Genomic DNA, 15,303 nt, shown 5'->3' with positions numbered 1-15,303 from the left:
TCGAGCAGCGGGTGGATCAGGTTGATGCAAGACGTTACACTATTTGTACTTGCTGCAAAACAGTACTCTGGCGGGAGTCGATTTAGTTCCAAATCAAAGGCTGTGAATACTGCCACGATCTATCGATAAAAATTGAAGGTGTATCAGTCATACTCTGATTTCCTTCTGCGCTTTATTGCGTTAACTTGAAGGTTCACTGGAATGCCGCAATCTATAAATTGCACCCAGTGAGGCTTGGTTTAATTTATCCTTTTTGGAGATTGACAATGCGACCACTCATTTTGACTCACAGATTAGCTATCGATTCATCTATGCACAGCTATATTCTGCATCGTCTGCGCCTCGCGCTGGATCGTACCCTCAGTAAAATCGGCGCGATTACCGTGCGCCTCAGCGACGAAAACGGCCCGAAAGGCGGCGCGGATAAATCGGTCCAAGTGAAGCTGATCGTGCCTGGGCATGAGGCGGTGATTGTGCATGAGCGCGGCAGTGATTTGCGATCAGTCGTGGATAGAGCAATTCACCGCGCGGCACAAACTATTCAGCGCGTGAATGCCAAACGACAAAAAGTCGTGCGCAAAATTGCCAGCCGTAAAGTGCTGGCCAATGAAATGCTGATCGCTGCCGATATGGCCGATGAAGCCGCTGTCGCAGCGGCGATTTAAAACTGAATCAGCCCATTCGGGGTGAATGGGTTGATTGAAACAAACATTAGAAATAATAAAAGGCCTACCGATAATGAACAGCATCTTGATTTTATTCGCACTCATTGCCATTTATACCTTGAGCCGCGCGTTCAAACGCAAAATGGTAGCCAAGGAACTTATTCCGATTCGGATCAGTCAATCGACTAAGTAATATTAAAGACTCGTGCAAAAGTTGGATGGCAAGGCGTTGATACCTCGGTTTGTGCGTGAAGTACGTTTTGGGAAACGACGATGCAATCACGAAAACTTTTGCGGGTCTAAATAAGGAGGGAATTGTGAAACGAACGATACTATTAATCGGCACCAATATTGCCATCATGGTGGTGTTGGGTATTTTTATTAATATATTTGGATTAAATCGCTTTATTAGCGCGAACGGCCTGAATTTGCCGATGCTATTGATGTTCGCTGGCGTATTGGGTTTTGGTGGTGCGTTTATCTCTTTGGCCATCTCAAAACAAATGGCCAAATGGAGCACGGGCGCGCAAGTGATTGCTCAGCCGCGCAATGCGGATGAAAAATGGCTATTTGATACGGTGGCGCGCTTAGCGCAACGCGCGCAAATTGCGATGCCTGAAGTGGCGATTTACGAAGGCGAGCCGAACGCATTTGCGACCGGCCCAAGTAAAAATAATTCGCTGGTCGCGGTGTCGACTGGCTTGCTCTACAGCATGACGCACCGCGAAATCGAAGCGGTTTTAGCACATGAAATCGCCCACGTTAAAAATGGCGATATGGTGACGATGACTTTGATTCAAGGCGTTGTGAATACCTTTGTATTTTTCCTCGCCCGCGTCGTCGGTTATTTGGTCGATTCATTTTTGCGCCGCGACAACGAAGAATCATCTGGCCCAGGTATTGGCTATTGGATTACCGTGGTCGTCTGTGACATCGTGTTCGGGATTTTGGCTAGCGTCATCGTTATGTATTTCTCACGCCAACGCGAATTCCGTGCCGATGCGGGTGCGGCGCAATTGATGGGCGACAGGGCGCCGATGATAGACGCACTGCGTCGTTTGGGCGGCATGCAGCCGAACTCATTGCCGAGCAATATGGCGGCCTCGGGTATTTCGGCCAAAGCGGGTTGGTCATCGCTATTTAGCTCTCACCCAGCGATGGAAGATCGCATCGCCGCGCTGCAAGCTATGCGATAACTTTGCTTTACTCTTCAAAAAGCCCCGCTTCATTTTTGGATGAAGCGGGGCTTTTTTGTTTAAGTTTATTTTGCAATAAAGGCTATAAATTAAGTCGGCTTAATGTGAATGATGCAGGGGAACGCGATGCGCTGGTTTGATGATATTAGCTTGCGATATAAGTTATTTATTAATTTTCTGCTCACGGGCGGCATCTTAATTATCGCCATTTTATTTTGTGTGTTTCAAATTCAAAATGTAGGTAAAGACACACTACAGATTGCCAAAAACTGGCTGCCTTCAGTGCAAGCGGCGGGTGAAATTAGTCAGTTACGTTTGCGCTATCGCGTACGCAGTTTGGAGTATTTATTACCGGGCTCTGCGGAAGAAAAAACCAAACTGGAATCATCATTAAAAAAACTCGATGAAGAAGTTATCGCGGCATTTCAAAGCTATGAAAAACTGATTCAAAGTGATGAAGAACGCGGCATTTATATGCGCTCTATCGAAGCTGCCAATGCTTATCGCAGTGCCGTATCTGAAGCCATTGAGTTGGCAAAAGCGGGTAAAGAAGACGAAGCGCAGCAATTGCGTAAAACTACATGGGTTAAGGCGGCTAATTTACTTCGTGATCAAACCGATGCTTTAGTGAAATATAATCGCGAAGGCTCGGATGCCGCTGCGGCCAAAGCCGAGAAAAATGTAAATTCGGCAACCCAAATTGGTACTTTTGCTTTGATATTGGGTTCGATTTTTGCCCTGTTTTTGGCGTATTTAATCGCACGACATATTGAGCTGCGTCTTAAAGGCTTAATCAACGCGGCCAATTTAATCGCAAACGGTGATTTACGCGGGCAATTGCCAGTAGCCAGCCGAGATGAAGTTGGCCAGTTGGTAACTTCGGTCGGTGATATGCAAAGCGCATTGCGTATTTCAATGGGCGAAACCAGAAAAAGCGCTGAAATCATCCAAGGCTCCAGCACGCGATTGAACGCCACCGTCCATCAAATTGATCACGCATCCGAAATTCAAAGCAGCGCGGCGGCGGCCATTGCCGCTAATGTCGAAGAACTCGTTGTGTCGATTAACCATGTTGCTGTGAGTACGGGGGATGCGGCGAATTTGGCGCACAATTCAGATCATCAGGCTCAATTAGGAAATGAAGCGCTGTCAGCGTTGCAATTGCAAATTGAGCAAGTGGCCGTGGTCGTTAAAGAAGCGGCAGAACAAATCGGTCAATTGGCGAATGAATCAGCCAAGATTTCACAGATTGTGGCGATTATTCGCGATATTGCCGATCAAACGAATTTGCTGGCACTCAATGCCGCGATTGAAGCTGCACGCGCTGGCGATATGGGGCGAGGCTTTGCGGTCGTCGCCGATGAGGTGCGTAAATTGGCTGAGCGAACCGCTGAATCAACTCGCGAGATTTCCAGAACAGTGCAAGATATTCAAAGCTCTACTGCGGTCGTTGTGCAAGGCGTAGGCCGCGGCGTTCAGCTGGTTGATAGCAGCGTTACGTTGGCGCAATCGGCTGGTGATGCGATTGCTAATTTGCGGCAAATGGCGCAACAGGTATCGGCGATTGTGCGTAATTTGAGTAGCTCGCTCAGCGAGCAATCCGAAGCATCGACTGATGTCGCTGTGCGTATCGAGCAAATATCAGCGCAAGCCGAACAAACCAGCCGCGCTATCCATGAAACCACAGTTGCCGCCGACACGCTGAGCCAAACCGCGCAGAGCATGCAGCAAGTGGTCGCGCGCTTTAAGATTTAGCTGGTTGCTTGAGAGAATAGATTGGTCGCTTATTCTTTCACTTTTAGTCGCGGGATGCTCTTATATAGGGATGGTTTTGGTTTCTTGAAATAATGCAAAAAAATAGAGCAGCTTGCGGCTGCTCTATTTTTGATTTCAGGCGATTGATTAATCAATTAGCTGTTCGGCCAAACCACTTTATCGTCGACTAAATACAGTTGGCATGGTGTGCCTTTGGACACTCGTTCGCAGTAATTCATCGCCATAAATTGGTTTTCTTTATCATCCTCGCCCCAAGAAAATCCGCAGCCACCATTTTCAGCAATTGCAAAAACGCGTTGCCCTGCTGTTTCTTTAATAAAGCTGGCGTACTTTTCTTTACATTTAGGTCTTGTAAACTCGGGCAGCTTTTCAAGCTGATCTATTTGTGCATAACCGGTGCTCTCTGTTTTATTATTTGAATCATATTGCGGATGAATAATCGCCGTCGGCATATTTAATGAAATTAATTTCTTTTCAACAACAGGCCACCAAATGCTATCAAAACCTTCGCGGGTACCAAACATGCCATGCGCATCGCCTCTGAATTTGCCGAAGGAGATCATTTCTGCGCTGGCGTTGGTTTTATTAAAATTGCTGTACAGTTGCTTGGATAACTCAGGCGGGAAAAAGCTATCGTTTTCACCATAAAACCATAGAGAAGGTGTTTTGGCATTTTCACCTAATTTCTCAAATGTATACTTCAATGTACTTTCCCACTGACAACCCTCATATTTCAAACCGCCAGCAAAATTCAAGAGTAGCTTCACGCCATCCGGCGCGTCGCTTGCTAGCGCCATAGTGCCGAGGCCGCCAAACGATTGACCTGCAACGATGACTTTCTTGGTATCAATTTCGGGTGTTTTCGCAAAATGGGCGATCACTGTACGCACGTCAGCAGCCTGCTTGAGCGCAGCGCCATAAGGGCTATTGCAACCTTCCAAGTAAAAATTTGAGCCGCCTGATTTGCTAAATCCTCGCTGCATCGGCAGGGCCACAGCATAACCACGTTTGAGAAATTCTGTCGCCATCAGCGAGTAACGGGAACGATCTTGAAACGACGGATTACCGAGCGACTTACCATCATTAATGATGACTAAAGGAAACGGCCCATCGCCATCGGGTTTGAATAAAGTGGTTTCTAAGCTGATATCACCGCCGTAAAACGTTTTGTCGACAGGGATCATCAGCACTTTTTCATTTAAGTCTGTGCGCAGTGGAAGCTCATTGGCGGCAATCGCGCAGGTGGAAAGCACTGCCGTGGCTAAAAACAGTTTGAGGTTTTTCATCTGTTGATCTGTGTAAAGTTATATTGCGGACTTTGAGTGTATCACCTTGCTTTTTGCGAAAGCAATTGGCAGATGCAGCCGAAGAGCGGCTTTGTTTTATGATGAGATGCCAAATTTAGACCGTACTTTGATTAGTGCTTGAGGCCAGCGAATTGATAAGTAGAATTAAAACATGGCGATCTTATTCAAGTAATGGGTATTGCTATGTAGATATTATTTAATAAGGCTTAGAGCGATATACATCATGTTTAGTGGCGATTTTTATTTTTGATGCAGCCTAAATACGGTTTAAGGTTTGCCCCTCCTGTCTCACCCCCGTAGAATTGCGGGTAATCAATCATTTAAACGTCGCGTTTTAGCGCTGTTATGCCGCTGAATCTCGGCGTTTGTTCTTTTCGGAGCTGTCTGTGTCTTTACTTCCCTTATTGAATTCTCGTTTTGCCGCCGCCTTGGCCGCAGTCGGTGCGCCAGATGCACAGCCTTTGGTGCAAGCGGCGAGTCGTCCAGAATTTGGCGATTATCAAATGAATGGCGTGATGGGCGCAGCCAAAGCACTCAAGCTCAATCCACGTGAATTGGCGCAAAAAATTATCGATGCGGTGGATTTGACTGGCATTGCTAGCGCGCTCGAAATCGCCGGCCCTGGCTTTATCAATATCAAACTCGATAACGCCTACTTGGCGGCTTACGTTGAAACGGCATTAAAAGATGAGCATCTCGGCGTGGCGCAACTTCTTGCGCAGCATGTGATGGTTGAATATTCATCAGTGAATTTGGCCAAAGAAATGCACGTCGGCCATTTGCGCTCGACGATTATTGGCGATGCGCTGGCGCGAGTGCAGGCCTACGTTGGCATGAATGTGACGCGGCAAAATCACGTGGGCGACTGGGGCACGCAGTTTGGCATGTTGGTGGCGTTCTTGATCGAGCAGCAGCAAGAAGGTAATGCTGATATTGCGCTAAAAGATTTGGAAGGCTTTTATCGCCGCGCCAAAGCGCGTTTTGATGAAGATGCTTCCTTTGCCAATACCGCACGCGATTACGTCGTAAAACTACAAGGCGGCGACGCGGAAGTGAATGCGCTGTGGAAACGTTTTGTTGAAGTTTCCTTGTCGCATTGCAATGCGGTTTACCAAAAACTCAACGTCTTGCTTGATGATGGCGATGTGCGCGGCGAGAGTTTTTACAATGCAGATTTGCCGATTATCGTCGATGAATTGCGCGATCAAGGTTTGCTGGTGGAGAGCGAAGGCGCGCAAGTGGTGTTTTTGGATGAATTCAAAAACAAAGACGGCGAGCCACAAGCGAGCATTATTCAGAAAAAAGACGGCGGTTATTTGTATGCCACCACCGATCTGGGCGCGATCCGCTACCGTGTGCGAGAGCTGAAAATTGATCGTTGCTTGTATGTGGTCGATGCGCGGCAAGCACTGCATTTCCAGCAATTGTTCACGATTGCCAAAAAGGCCAAATTCGCGCCCGAATCCGTATCGTTGGAACATATCGCCTTCGGCACAATGATGGGCGAAGACGGCAAGCCGTTTAAAACCCGCTCAGGCGATGTGGTGAAATTAGTCGACTTGCTCGACGAAGCGCAAGAACGTGCTTTTACCTTAGTTTCAGAGAAAAACCCAAGCTTGGACGAAGCCACTCGCCGTGACATCGCCAATGCAGTCGGTATCGGCGCATTGAAATACGCCGATCTATCCAAAAGCCGCACCACCGATTACATCTTCAATTGGAACTCGATGTTGAGTTTCGAGGGCAATACCGCACCGTATCTGCAATATGCCTACACCCGTGTGAAGAGTATTTTCCGCAAAGTAACGGATTACGATCAAAACGCAGCGATTGTGTTGACCGAACCCGCGGAGCACGCCTTAGCGCTGGAGTTAGCGCGCTTTAGCGATGTGGTTCATGCGGTTGCCAAAGACAGCCAGCCGCATTTGCTGTGCGCGTATTTATATAGCGTGGCGACGATGTTCTCGCGCTTTTATGAAAACTGCCCAGTGAATCAAGACGGCGTGACCAATGCGTCGCGTTTGAAAGTCTGCGATTTGACGGCCAAAGTGTTGGCGGCAGGTTTGAACTTGCTCGGGATTAAGGTTTTAGACGCGATGTAATGTAGCGCATTAAAAATTACAACAAGTAAAATGGCAGTGTAATATCTGTCTCTTGATGTAATGATAAGCTTTGTTCAGGCGGCCAGTAGTTTGGCCGCCTTTATAACGTCTAAGCAGCTTAAAAATTTGGATGGCAATGGATGACGGTAAACGATGCCGCAATTTTACAGCGCACAACGGCGCTGAGTTATCGCAAGGCGGCCAGCGGGCAATATGTTGGTATTGTCGCGGCGACTACGCTTTTGATTTTGCATCGCAACGAGCATTCGATTTGGTTGCTGGGGCTGTGGTGGTTTTGTGTTTGTGGTTTTGCGCTGTATCGCCTATCGGTTTTTCGCCGCTATCAGCGCAATCCTGCGCGATATCGTGATGAGTATTGGCGCAAAATTCATCTCATCGGCGTTAGTATTTCGAGCACATTGTGGGGCATCGGTGGCGTTTATTTGATGCTGTCGAGTTCGATGTTGTTGTCGATTTTGACTGCTCTGGTGTTTTCAGGGCTGACCGTGGGCGCCATGCCGGTGCTATCACCGATGCGCTCGGCAATGCGAATTTATGCTTTTTGTATGACGCTACCGATGTGGCTCAATGGTATTGTGAATCCGACGTCGATGAATATGACGTTGGCGATTATGTATGTATTTTTCTTTTTTGCGCTGCTCAAAAGCGCCGACAACTACCGCGATACGATGTTGGAAAGTTTGGAGCTAGAACTCACACAAACGCGCTTGGCCGAAGATTTGGTCGCCGCGCGCAATCAAGCCGAACAAGCCAATCGCGCCAAAACCGAATTTATCGCCAATGTGAGCCATGAAATCCGTACTCCGATGAATGGCATTGTCGGCATGGCGCATTTGCTAGCGCAAACATCGCTGTCGCCGCTGCAAAAAGAGAAAGTCGATGTGATTAATCAATCGGCTGATTTATTGCTGGCGCTGGTCAATGACGTGCTGGATTTATCCAAAATTGAAGCCAATCGTTTGGAGTTGCAGGCGCAGCCCGTGCAAATAAATACTTTGCTCAATGGCGTGTTGCAGATGTTTAGTTTGAGCGCCAAAAGCCAAGGCATTCAGTTGCTGCTCGATTTTCAGGGCAGCGATTCGCTTTGTTTGCTCGGCGATGAATTGCGTTTACGCCAAGTGCTCGTTAATTTGTTGGGTAATGCGATTAAATTTACCGAGCAAGGCTCAGTCACGCTGCGCGTGCGAGCGCAGTCATATGCACAATTTTGCCAGCTCAATATTGCTGTCATCGACACTGGCGTTGGCATTCCGCCTGCGCAATTGGCGACCGTGTTTGATGCTTTTGTACAGGCCGACGGCTCGTCAACTCGGGCGCATGGCGGTACAGGTTTGGGCTTAACCATTGCGCGTCGTTTGGTGCGTGGTATGGGCGGCGAGCTGATTGCGGCGGCCAATCCACAAGGCGGAACGCTCTTTCGCTTTGAGTTGATGTGGCCGTTTTCGGCTGAAGCATTAGAGCCCGCGCCTTATGTGCTGCCATTGCAATTGCGCCCTTTGCAGGTCTTATTGGCTGAAGACAATCCAACCAATCGTTTAGTCGCGACGCGCTTGCTAGAAAGCCAAGGCCATAGCGTCATTTGCGCCGAAAATGGCCACATTGCATTAGCGATTTTGGCGCAGCAAACGGTCGATGTGGTGTTGATGGATATGCAAATGCCAGAAATGGATGGTTTAGAAGCTACGCGGCGAATTCGCGTTACTGAACAAACCGCGCCAACGCGCGTACCGATTATCGCGTTGACCGCCAATGCAATGGCCGAAGATAGACAGCGTTGCCTAGATGCGGGCATGGACGATTTCCTCGCCAAGCCGATTCGCCCTGAATTATTAAAGCAAGCGCTGCACGAGTGGACGTGATGCCTAGCTTAATCATTTTGCTAGGATAGTCAGTACTTATTGTTGAAAACTATGGGTATATTGATGTAGCCATTAATTATTAATGCCTGTATCGATATACCCTAATTCATTGTTTTCTATTGGCATTCAGTGCTGCGATAAAAAGCCGCTCTGGCGGCAATCCTGCCGTCGCAAGCTTACCCCGCCCATTACCGCGATCAGGTAAAATCGCCGTATTCAAAAATTCACAAGAAATCGATATGTGGAAACCCAATGCTACCGTTGCCGCGGTGATTGAGCAGGGCGGCCGTTTTTTAATGGTCGAAGAGCGCATCAACGGCGAGATTAAACTCAATCAACCTGCTGGGCATGTTGAATTTGGCGAGTCGATTGCCGCCGCCTGCGCGCGCGAAACGCGGGAAGAAACCGCGTATCACTTTACGCCAACCGCGTTTCAAGGCCTGTATCAGTGGACGGTGCCGGGCACGGATTTAACCTATCTGCGTTTTGCCTTTACGGGCGAATTAGGCGAGCACGATGAATCGCTGGTGCTGGGGTTGCTTGACGAAGGCATTGAAGCTGCGGTGTGGTTGACGCGCGATGAGCTGGTGGCGCGGCGCGAGCAGCATCGCAGCCCCTTGATTTTGGCATGTGTGGATGATTATTTGGCGGGTAAGTCTTACCCGCTGGCGGTACTACAGACGTTCGATGAAATTCAAAAGTTTGATGGATTAGCGAAATGACGAAAATTGTAATTGGATTGTCGGGCGGTGTGGATTCGTCAGTAGCCGCGCATTTACTCAAAGCGGCGGGGCATGAAGTGCACGGCGTGTTTATGCAAAACTGGGAAGACGACAATAGCGACGAATATTGCTCGATCAAAGAAGACAGCATGGACGCAATTGCGGTGGCCGATTTGTTGGACATCGACATCGAGCTGGTCAATTTCGCGACCGAATATAAAGACCGCGTATTCGCGCATTTCCTCGCCGAATACTCGGCTGGCCGCACGCCGAATCCCGATATTTTGTGTAATAGCGAAATCAAATTTAAATCGTTTTTGGAATTCGCGATTAAGCTTGGCGGTGCAAAATTGGCGACAGGGCATTACGCGAAAACGCGTCTGCGGAGCGACGGCCGCACCGAAATGCTGCGCGCAGCCGATCAAAGCAAAGATCAAACCTATTTCTTGTATCGCCTGAGCCAAGAGCAAATTTCGCATGCGGTGTTCCCGTTGGGTGATTTGCAAAAAACTGAAGTGCGCGTGATTGCCGAGCAAATCAATCTGCCGAATGCCAAGAAAAAAGATTCCACTGGAATTTGCTTTATCGGCGAGCGGCCATTCCGCGAGTTTTTAAATCGTTACTTGCCGAAAACACCGGGCAAAATGGTGACGCCTGAAGGCAAAGTGATGGGCGAGCATCAAGGCCTGATGTACCACACGCTCGGTCAACGCGGCGGACTTGGCATCGGCGGTACCAAAGGTAATACCGAGCCGTGGTTTGTTGCCGGCAAAAATCTAGAAACCAACGAGCTGCTGGTGGTGCAAGGCCACGATCACCCGCTGCTACTGAATAACACGATGATCGCGCAAGATTGCTCGTGGATTCTGGGCGAAACGCCAGCGGAAGGGCGTTACACCGCCAAAACCCGTTACCGCCAACAAGACGCGGCGTGTACGCTAAGCTATGTCGACGGCGGTGTGAAGCTGGTGTTCGACGAACCCCAATGGGCGATGACACCGGGACAATCGATGGTGCTGTATAAGGATGAGGTTTGCTTGGGTGGTGGGATTATTCAGTGAGGATAATGCGTTAGTGAAGTAATTTTTTTAAAGGATTTGTTTCAAATGAAAATTTTTTGTTTTGTTGTTATAGGTTTCACTTTTATGTTATCTACCACAGTAAATGCGGGTATAGATAAACATATCGATGAAAATGGAAATGTATCTTTTGCAAACAATCCCATTAAAAAATCGACAAAGGTAGTGGGGGCGAGTTCTGACGTAAATGAGCTTTTTTCGACACTAAAAGCAGAAGATTTCACTCGGGCGTTTGAAGCTCTTATGCCACTAGCACAGAAAGGCGATGCGGCATCGCAAGTGGGTATTGGATGGATGTACGACAATGGGAAAGGCGTACCTCAAGATTTTGCAAATGCTCTGAGTTGGTATCGGAAGGCCGCTGAGCAAGGGGAGGCTTCAGCAATAAACAATCTCGCGGTTATGTATGCAAGTGGTCGTGGAGTTCCACAGAATAAAGTAATCGCTTATGCTTTATTTAACCTTGCAGCAATGGACTCTACGACTAATGGGAGCGAGGGCAGGGAGCGAGTGTTGACTTCAATGACACCAAAGCAAATTGCTGCGGGTCAGATATTAAGCCGTGAAATGGCAAAACCAAACAATTTAAACAAAGCGATTGCAGTGTACTTAAAAAACTAAAGTATCGGAGCTACCTGCTGCTACTTTATCGGATTCTTTATTTCTCTCATTAAAAGAAGCCACTCAATCGAGTGGCTTCTTTATGGGTATTGCTATCTAGCCATTGTTTATAAATGGCTATAGTTAAATACTCCTATTGCAACTCGTAAGCCGCAATAAAGCCGAATCTGGTGCAATCGTAGGGTGGGTTATAGTCCGCCACACTGTGTTTCAGAGGCGCAGCTGCTAAAGCGGACGTAACCCACCGTGACGCTGTCCTATCTAAAATCGCGTTCCGGTGGGTACGCGGCCGAAACGCAATACTGTTTCTCGATGCCATGCGGCGGCCTAACCCACCCTACGGCCGCATCGATACTGCAACGCCATAATTATCGCGCTGCATGTTTTTGCCATTCGTTATCTACGATTTCCTATTAAATGCCGACCGCGGTTTCGTGGTCTCTGAATTAAAAAAGCCACTCAATCGAGTGGCTTTCCCTTTGGTATATCAATGTAGCCATTATCAGTAAATAGCTAGAGTTAAATACCTCTTATTGCATCGTTTCCATCTTTGGGCTGCGGCCCATCAGGTCGGTGATGATTTCGCTGACGGGCACATTTTCAAACAGCACTTGGCAAACGGCTCGGCTGATGGGCATCTCAATATTCAGTGCGGCGGCTTGGCTGACGACTTCACGCGCAGTCGGTACGCCTTCGGCGACGTGGCCGAGGTTTTTTAACACTTCGTCCAAGTTCAAACCCTGTGCGAGCAACAGACCCACACGGCGGTTGCGCGATAAATCGCCAGTCGCGGTCAGCATCAAGTCACCAATCCCTGCCAAACCCATCATCGTTTCAGCTTTGCCGCCGAGCGCCGTCGAGAAGCGCGCCATTTCTGCGAGGCCACGCGTCAATAATGCGGCGCGCGCGTTCAGGCCGAGGTTTAAACCGTCAGCCACACCAGCGGCAATCGCCATGACGTTCTTCACTGCCGCGCCGATTTCAACGCCGATCAAATCGTCGCTAGCATAGAGGCGCAGTACCGAGGTATTGAGTTCTTGCACGACATGCTGCGCAAAAGCGGCGTCGCTTGATGCAATAGTCACTGCCGCCGGCAGGCCTTTGGCGACTTCTTGTGCAAAACTTGGGCCAGACAACATGCCGCGCGGGATCGCATCATCCATTTCTTCAAGCGCCACTTGATGCGGCAATTTCATTGTTCCCGCTTCTAGGCCTTTACATGCCCACAATACGGGCGCGGTGCTGCCGAGTTCACGCAAGGCTTTGAGCGTGCTGCGTAATCCCGCCATTGGCGTCACAATCAAAATCAATCCTGCATCAAGAACAGCGTCTGCCAATGAGGCGGTGACAGTGAGATTGCTTGGGAAGGGCGCATTGGCGAGGTAACGTTCATTGCAGCCTGCGGCTTGCATTTGGGCGACTTGTTCCGCTTCACGCGACCATAGGCTGACGGTTTGGCGATCAGCAAAACGAATGGCGAGCGCGGTTCCCCAAGCGCCAGCACCTAAAACAGCAAGTTTCAATGGAAAGTCCTCGTGATGGTGTTGTTGATGCTGAGTTGGTGCAGCTTAAGAGTGTGTTTTAAAAGTAGCGAGTGCCCGTCAGAACGGCGAGGCCGGAGCGCAGGAACCGGAATGTACGCTTTGTACATGAGGATTCTGAGCACCGCCCGACCCGTTATCACGGTATGCGCAGCACTTTAAAAATACGCTCTAAGCGCCCCAAACATCTTCGATACGAATGTAGCCAGTTTGGCCGTCGCGGTATTTCACTTTGATCCAGCCAGTGTTGCTGGCATCGATGCGTTCAAGCAGGAGATTACGTTCTGCTTTAAATAGAATAGGGGATTGGGGGTTGGCGGCTTGCCGCACATCGCTAAGGCGATTGACTTGGACAAAGCGGCGCGTTGCCACATCTGATTTTTTGATCCAGCTTAGCGTTCCGTCGCGGTCGCGAACCCGGAGCCAGTCGCCTTGTTCACTCATCACTTCGAGCGGAATGTTGGCGCTGAGGATAAAACGTTTGGCAGAGGTTTCTGCCGGAGCGTCATAAAAAATAACGCCATGTCTGGCCGTGGAGCGATATTCAATCGCCTGAGCGCCACTTGCCATAACGGCAAGTAGGCTCACAGCGAACACTCGGCTCAATAGCGCAGATCGCGCCATTAAATTAATGAGTGGTTTGTTCATTGGCTTCTTGTGCGGCAGCTTGTTGGCGCTGTTGCATATAGATGCCTTCAAAATTGATCGGCTGCAACAATAGCGGTGGGAAGCCAGCACGGGTCGTCAAATCAGAAACGGCTTCGCGCAAGTACGGGAACAAAATGCTTGGGCAGCCAATGCCAAGCAATGGATCCATTTCAGTTTCAGGCACGTTTTCGATTTGGAACAAACCGGCTTGCGTTACTTCAACCAAGAACACGGTGCGGTCTTCAGCTTTAGCCGTCGCAGTCACAGTCAGGCTGGCTTCAAAGAAACCATTATCAAAGCCGCGAGCTTGGTTGCGGAATTGAATATTGAATTCTGGTTGCTCTTGTTCCATAAACGCGTTCGGCGCACTTGGCGACTCAAGCGAAATATCGGTTACATAGAGTTTTTGTACGGCAAAAATCGGTTGTTGTGATTCTTCTTGTACTGCTTGAGTTTCTTCGCTCATGTCCATCCCTTTTTAAAGCGGTTGTTATATAAATAGAACTCTATTGGGTTCGGCGGAAATCATCGCATAGTTTGCAGCTTGGATGCCACCTGCGAATCATTATTTGTTTAAACCTAAATCGTGCAAAATATTTTATGGCAAGGCATCAAAGCCGAAGATCAGTACGTGAAGTACGGCGAGGCAAGATAACGATGCAAGAAAAGTTTTGCTTAATTTAATAGTGGATCGAGTTTGCCAGCACGGTCTAGTGCTGCCAAGTCATCAAAACCACCAACATGAAAATCATCTATATAGATCTGCGGTACGGTGCGCTGTCCACGAGCCACCATCACTTCACGTTGGCTAGGATCAAGATCAACGCGAATCTTTTCTAAATTAGTAACACCTTTATGTTGCAGCAAACGCTCCGCACGATCGCAATATGGGCAATAGCCCGTGCTATACATAACGACTTTGGCCATTTGGAACTCCTGTGGCACTTGGCCATTGATTGTTTGTTCTTACAACATAAGGGCAAAATAAAGGGAAACAAGAGTCAATGTACGGATTGCTTGGCGATTTACAGTGTAAAAACTCACTCTAAGTAACGCGCGCGATTGATTTATCGATGCGATTGATCTGAATTTCGATGGTTTTGAATTGTTTTTAACAAAGGGCGCGTTAGCGCCCTTTTTGGTTTCTAGCCTTTGCTGTATTTTTGTTTCAATTTGGTTTCTATGTAAATCAACGACTTATCTACCTACTTGAATTTTCTTTGCACGTAGGTGTTGACGTGTGTGGGGCTGTGCCGTATATTTCGGCCTCTCTGCTGCTGACACAGCAAACGAAACAAGCAGTTTTCCAGCTAGTTTCGGTGTCTAAGCCACTGATCTTTAACAAAATACAGCCGATGAGTGTGAGTGCTTAGTTTGCCAGTCAAACAAGTGCTTACACTCTCAAAATGATCGGTTAGATGTAAATCTAATCGGTTAGAAGTGATGTAGGAATGGCCTTAAAACCATTTCAAAAGTAAGCCAAGTTGTACAAATTAGCACAGAGATTAAACGAAAGAGTTTGATCCTGGCTCAGATTGAACGCTGGCGGCATGCTTTACACATGCAAGTCGAACGGTAACAGGGTGCTTGCTCCGCTGACGAGTGGCGAACGGGTGAGTAATACATCGGAATGTACCCAGTCATGGGGGATAACGCTTCGAAAGGAGTGCTAATACCGCATACGCCCTGAGGGGGAAAGTGGGGGACTCGCAAGAGCCTCACGTGATTGGAGCAGCCGATGGCTGATTAGCTAGTTGGTAGGGTAA

13 protein-coding genes and 1 other annotated feature (1 of these 14 only partly in view) are annotated in these 15,303 nt (G+C 48.5%); of the genes, 8 read left to right on the top strand and 5 right to left on the bottom strand.

The window, feature by feature from the left end:
* The first annotated feature begins 266 nt into the window (after positions 1–266).
* From Q320_RS18350 to Q320_RS0103785, 3 genes are all read left to right on the top strand, one after another.
* Positions 267–665 carry an HPF/RaiA family ribosome-associated protein gene (locus Q320_RS18350; RefSeq protein ID WP_156938970.1) on the top strand — a complete coding sequence of 133 codons (399 nt, stop codon included), beginning with the start codon at positions 267–269 and terminating at the stop codon, positions 663–665.
* Positions 666–982: 317 nt separating this feature from the next.
* Positions 983–1,861 carry a protease HtpX gene (htpX, locus tag Q320_RS0103790; protein ID WP_027467905.1) on the top strand — a complete coding sequence of 293 codons (879 nt, stop codon included), beginning with the start codon at positions 983–985 and terminating at the stop codon, positions 1,859–1,861.
* 126 nt (positions 1,862–1,987) lie between these two features.
* Positions 1,988–3,616: a methyl-accepting chemotaxis protein gene (locus tag Q320_RS0103785; protein ID WP_027467904.1), complete on the top strand. Its 1,629-nt coding sequence runs from the start codon at positions 1,988–1,990 to the stop codon at positions 3,614–3,616.
* A 155-nt stretch (positions 3,617–3,771) separates the two neighbouring features.
* Here the strand turns inward: Q320_RS0103785 and Q320_RS18345 are convergent, their stop codons facing one another.
* On the bottom strand, positions 3,772–4,923 hold the full coding sequence (locus tag Q320_RS18345) for a dienelactone hydrolase family protein (RefSeq protein WP_051534437.1): 1,152 nt from the start codon (positions 4,921–4,923) through the stop codon (positions 3,772–3,774).
* 407 nt (positions 4,924–5,330) lie between these two features.
* Here Q320_RS18345 and argS point away from each other — a divergent pair, with 407 nt between their 5' ends.
* From argS to Q320_RS18330, 5 genes are all read left to right on the top strand, one after another.
* Positions 5,331–7,046 (top strand): arginine--tRNA ligase, encoded by a 1,716-nt coding sequence (gene argS / locus Q320_RS0103775; RefSeq protein ID WP_027467903.1) that lies wholly within the window; start codon positions 5,331–5,333, stop codon positions 7,044–7,046.
* A gap of 140 nt (positions 7,047–7,186) precedes the next feature.
* Positions 7,187–8,926: a response regulator gene (locus Q320_RS18340; RefSeq protein WP_051534436.1), complete on the top strand. Its 1,740-nt coding sequence runs from the start codon at positions 7,187–7,189 to the stop codon at positions 8,924–8,926.
* A gap of 239 nt (positions 8,927–9,165) precedes the next feature.
* The gene (locus tag Q320_RS18335) at positions 9,166–9,648 is read left to right on the top strand and encodes an NUDIX hydrolase (RefSeq protein WP_051534453.1); all 483 of its coding nucleotides are present in this window, start codon (positions 9,166–9,168) and stop codon (positions 9,646–9,648) included.
* Entirely contained in the window at positions 9,645–10,709 is a 1,065-nt protein-coding gene (gene mnmA / locus Q320_RS0103760) for a tRNA 2-thiouridine(34) synthase MnmA (protein ID WP_035852084.1), read from the top strand. The genes Q320_RS18335 and mnmA overlap by 4 nt, the downstream gene beginning before the upstream one ends.
* A gap of 45 nt (positions 10,710–10,754) precedes the next feature.
* Positions 10,755–11,348: a tetratricopeptide repeat protein gene (locus Q320_RS18330; protein ID WP_051534435.1), complete on the top strand. Its 594-nt coding sequence runs from the start codon at positions 10,755–10,757 to the stop codon at positions 11,346–11,348.
* Between the two features lie 530 nt (positions 11,349–11,878).
* On the opposite strand, the gene Q320_RS0103750 is transcribed toward Q320_RS18330, so the two are convergent.
* The 4 genes from Q320_RS0103750 to grxC form a co-directional block, all read right to left on the bottom strand.
* Positions 11,879–12,871 (bottom strand): NAD(P)H-dependent glycerol-3-phosphate dehydrogenase, encoded by a 993-nt coding sequence (locus Q320_RS0103750; protein ID WP_027467901.1) that lies wholly within the window; start codon positions 12,869–12,871, stop codon positions 11,879–11,881.
* A gap of 189 nt (positions 12,872–13,060) precedes the next feature.
* Positions 13,061–13,537, bottom strand: coding sequence for an SH3 domain-containing protein (locus Q320_RS0103745; protein ID WP_051534434.1), 477 nt, complete (start codon positions 13,535–13,537; stop codon positions 13,061–13,063).
* The gene (gene secB / locus Q320_RS0103740) at positions 13,518–14,003 is read right to left on the bottom strand and encodes a protein-export chaperone SecB (protein WP_027467899.1); all 486 of its coding nucleotides are present in this window, start codon (positions 14,001–14,003) and stop codon (positions 13,518–13,520) included. The genes Q320_RS0103745 and secB overlap by 20 nt, the downstream gene beginning before the upstream one ends.
* Before the next feature lie 209 nt (positions 14,004–14,212).
* Positions 14,213–14,464 carry a glutaredoxin 3 gene (gene grxC / locus Q320_RS0103735; RefSeq protein WP_027467898.1) on the bottom strand — a complete coding sequence of 84 codons (252 nt, stop codon included), beginning with the start codon at positions 14,462–14,464 and terminating at the stop codon, positions 14,213–14,215.
* Positions 14,465–15,097: 633 nt separating this feature from the next.
* Positions 15,098–15,303, top strand: a sequence feature (16S ribosomal RNA rRNA prediction is too short); it runs 96 nt beyond the window's last position.

It is taken from the genome of Deefgea rivuli DSM 18356, assembly GCF_000620145.1.
GTDB lineage: Bacteria > Pseudomonadota > Gammaproteobacteria > Burkholderiales > Chitinibacteraceae > Deefgea > Deefgea rivuli.
The sequence above is the reverse complement of the archived record's forward strand: the minus strand, read 5'-3'. Positions and strand labels throughout refer to the sequence as shown.

Excerpts from the sequence above, each read along its gene's own strand:
- Q320_RS18350 (WP_156938970.1), top strand. The coding sequence starts at position 267 with ATGCGACCACTCATTTTGACTCACAGATTAGCTATCGATTCATCTATG.
- Q320_RS0103785 (WP_027467904.1), top strand. The coding sequence starts at position 1,988 with ATGCGCTGGTTTGATGATATTAGCTTGCGATATAAGTTATTTATTAAT.
- Q320_RS18345 (WP_051534437.1), bottom strand. The coding sequence starts at position 4,923 with ATGAAAAACCTCAAACTGTTTTTAGCCACGGCAGTGCTTTCCACCTGC.
- Q320_RS18340 (WP_051534436.1), top strand. The coding sequence starts at position 7,187 with ATGACGGTAAACGATGCCGCAATTTTACAGCGCACAACGGCGCTGAGT.
- Q320_RS18335 (WP_051534453.1), top strand. The coding sequence starts at position 9,166 with ATGTGGAAACCCAATGCTACCGTTGCCGCGGTGATTGAGCAGGGCGGC.
- mnmA (WP_035852084.1), top strand. The coding sequence starts at position 9,645 with ATGACGAAAATTGTAATTGGATTGTCGGGCGGTGTGGATTCGTCAGTA.
- Q320_RS18330 (WP_051534435.1), top strand. The coding sequence starts at position 10,755 with ATGAAAATTTTTTGTTTTGTTGTTATAGGTTTCACTTTTATGTTATCT.
- Q320_RS0103745 (WP_051534434.1), bottom strand. The coding sequence starts at position 13,537 with ATGAACAAACCACTCATTAATTTAATGGCGCGATCTGCGCTATTGAGC.
- secB (WP_027467899.1), bottom strand. The coding sequence starts at position 14,003 with ATGAGCGAAGAAACTCAAGCAGTACAAGAAGAATCACAACAACCGATT.
- grxC (WP_027467898.1), bottom strand. The coding sequence starts at position 14,464 with ATGGCCAAAGTCGTTATGTATAGCACGGGCTATTGCCCATATTGCGAT.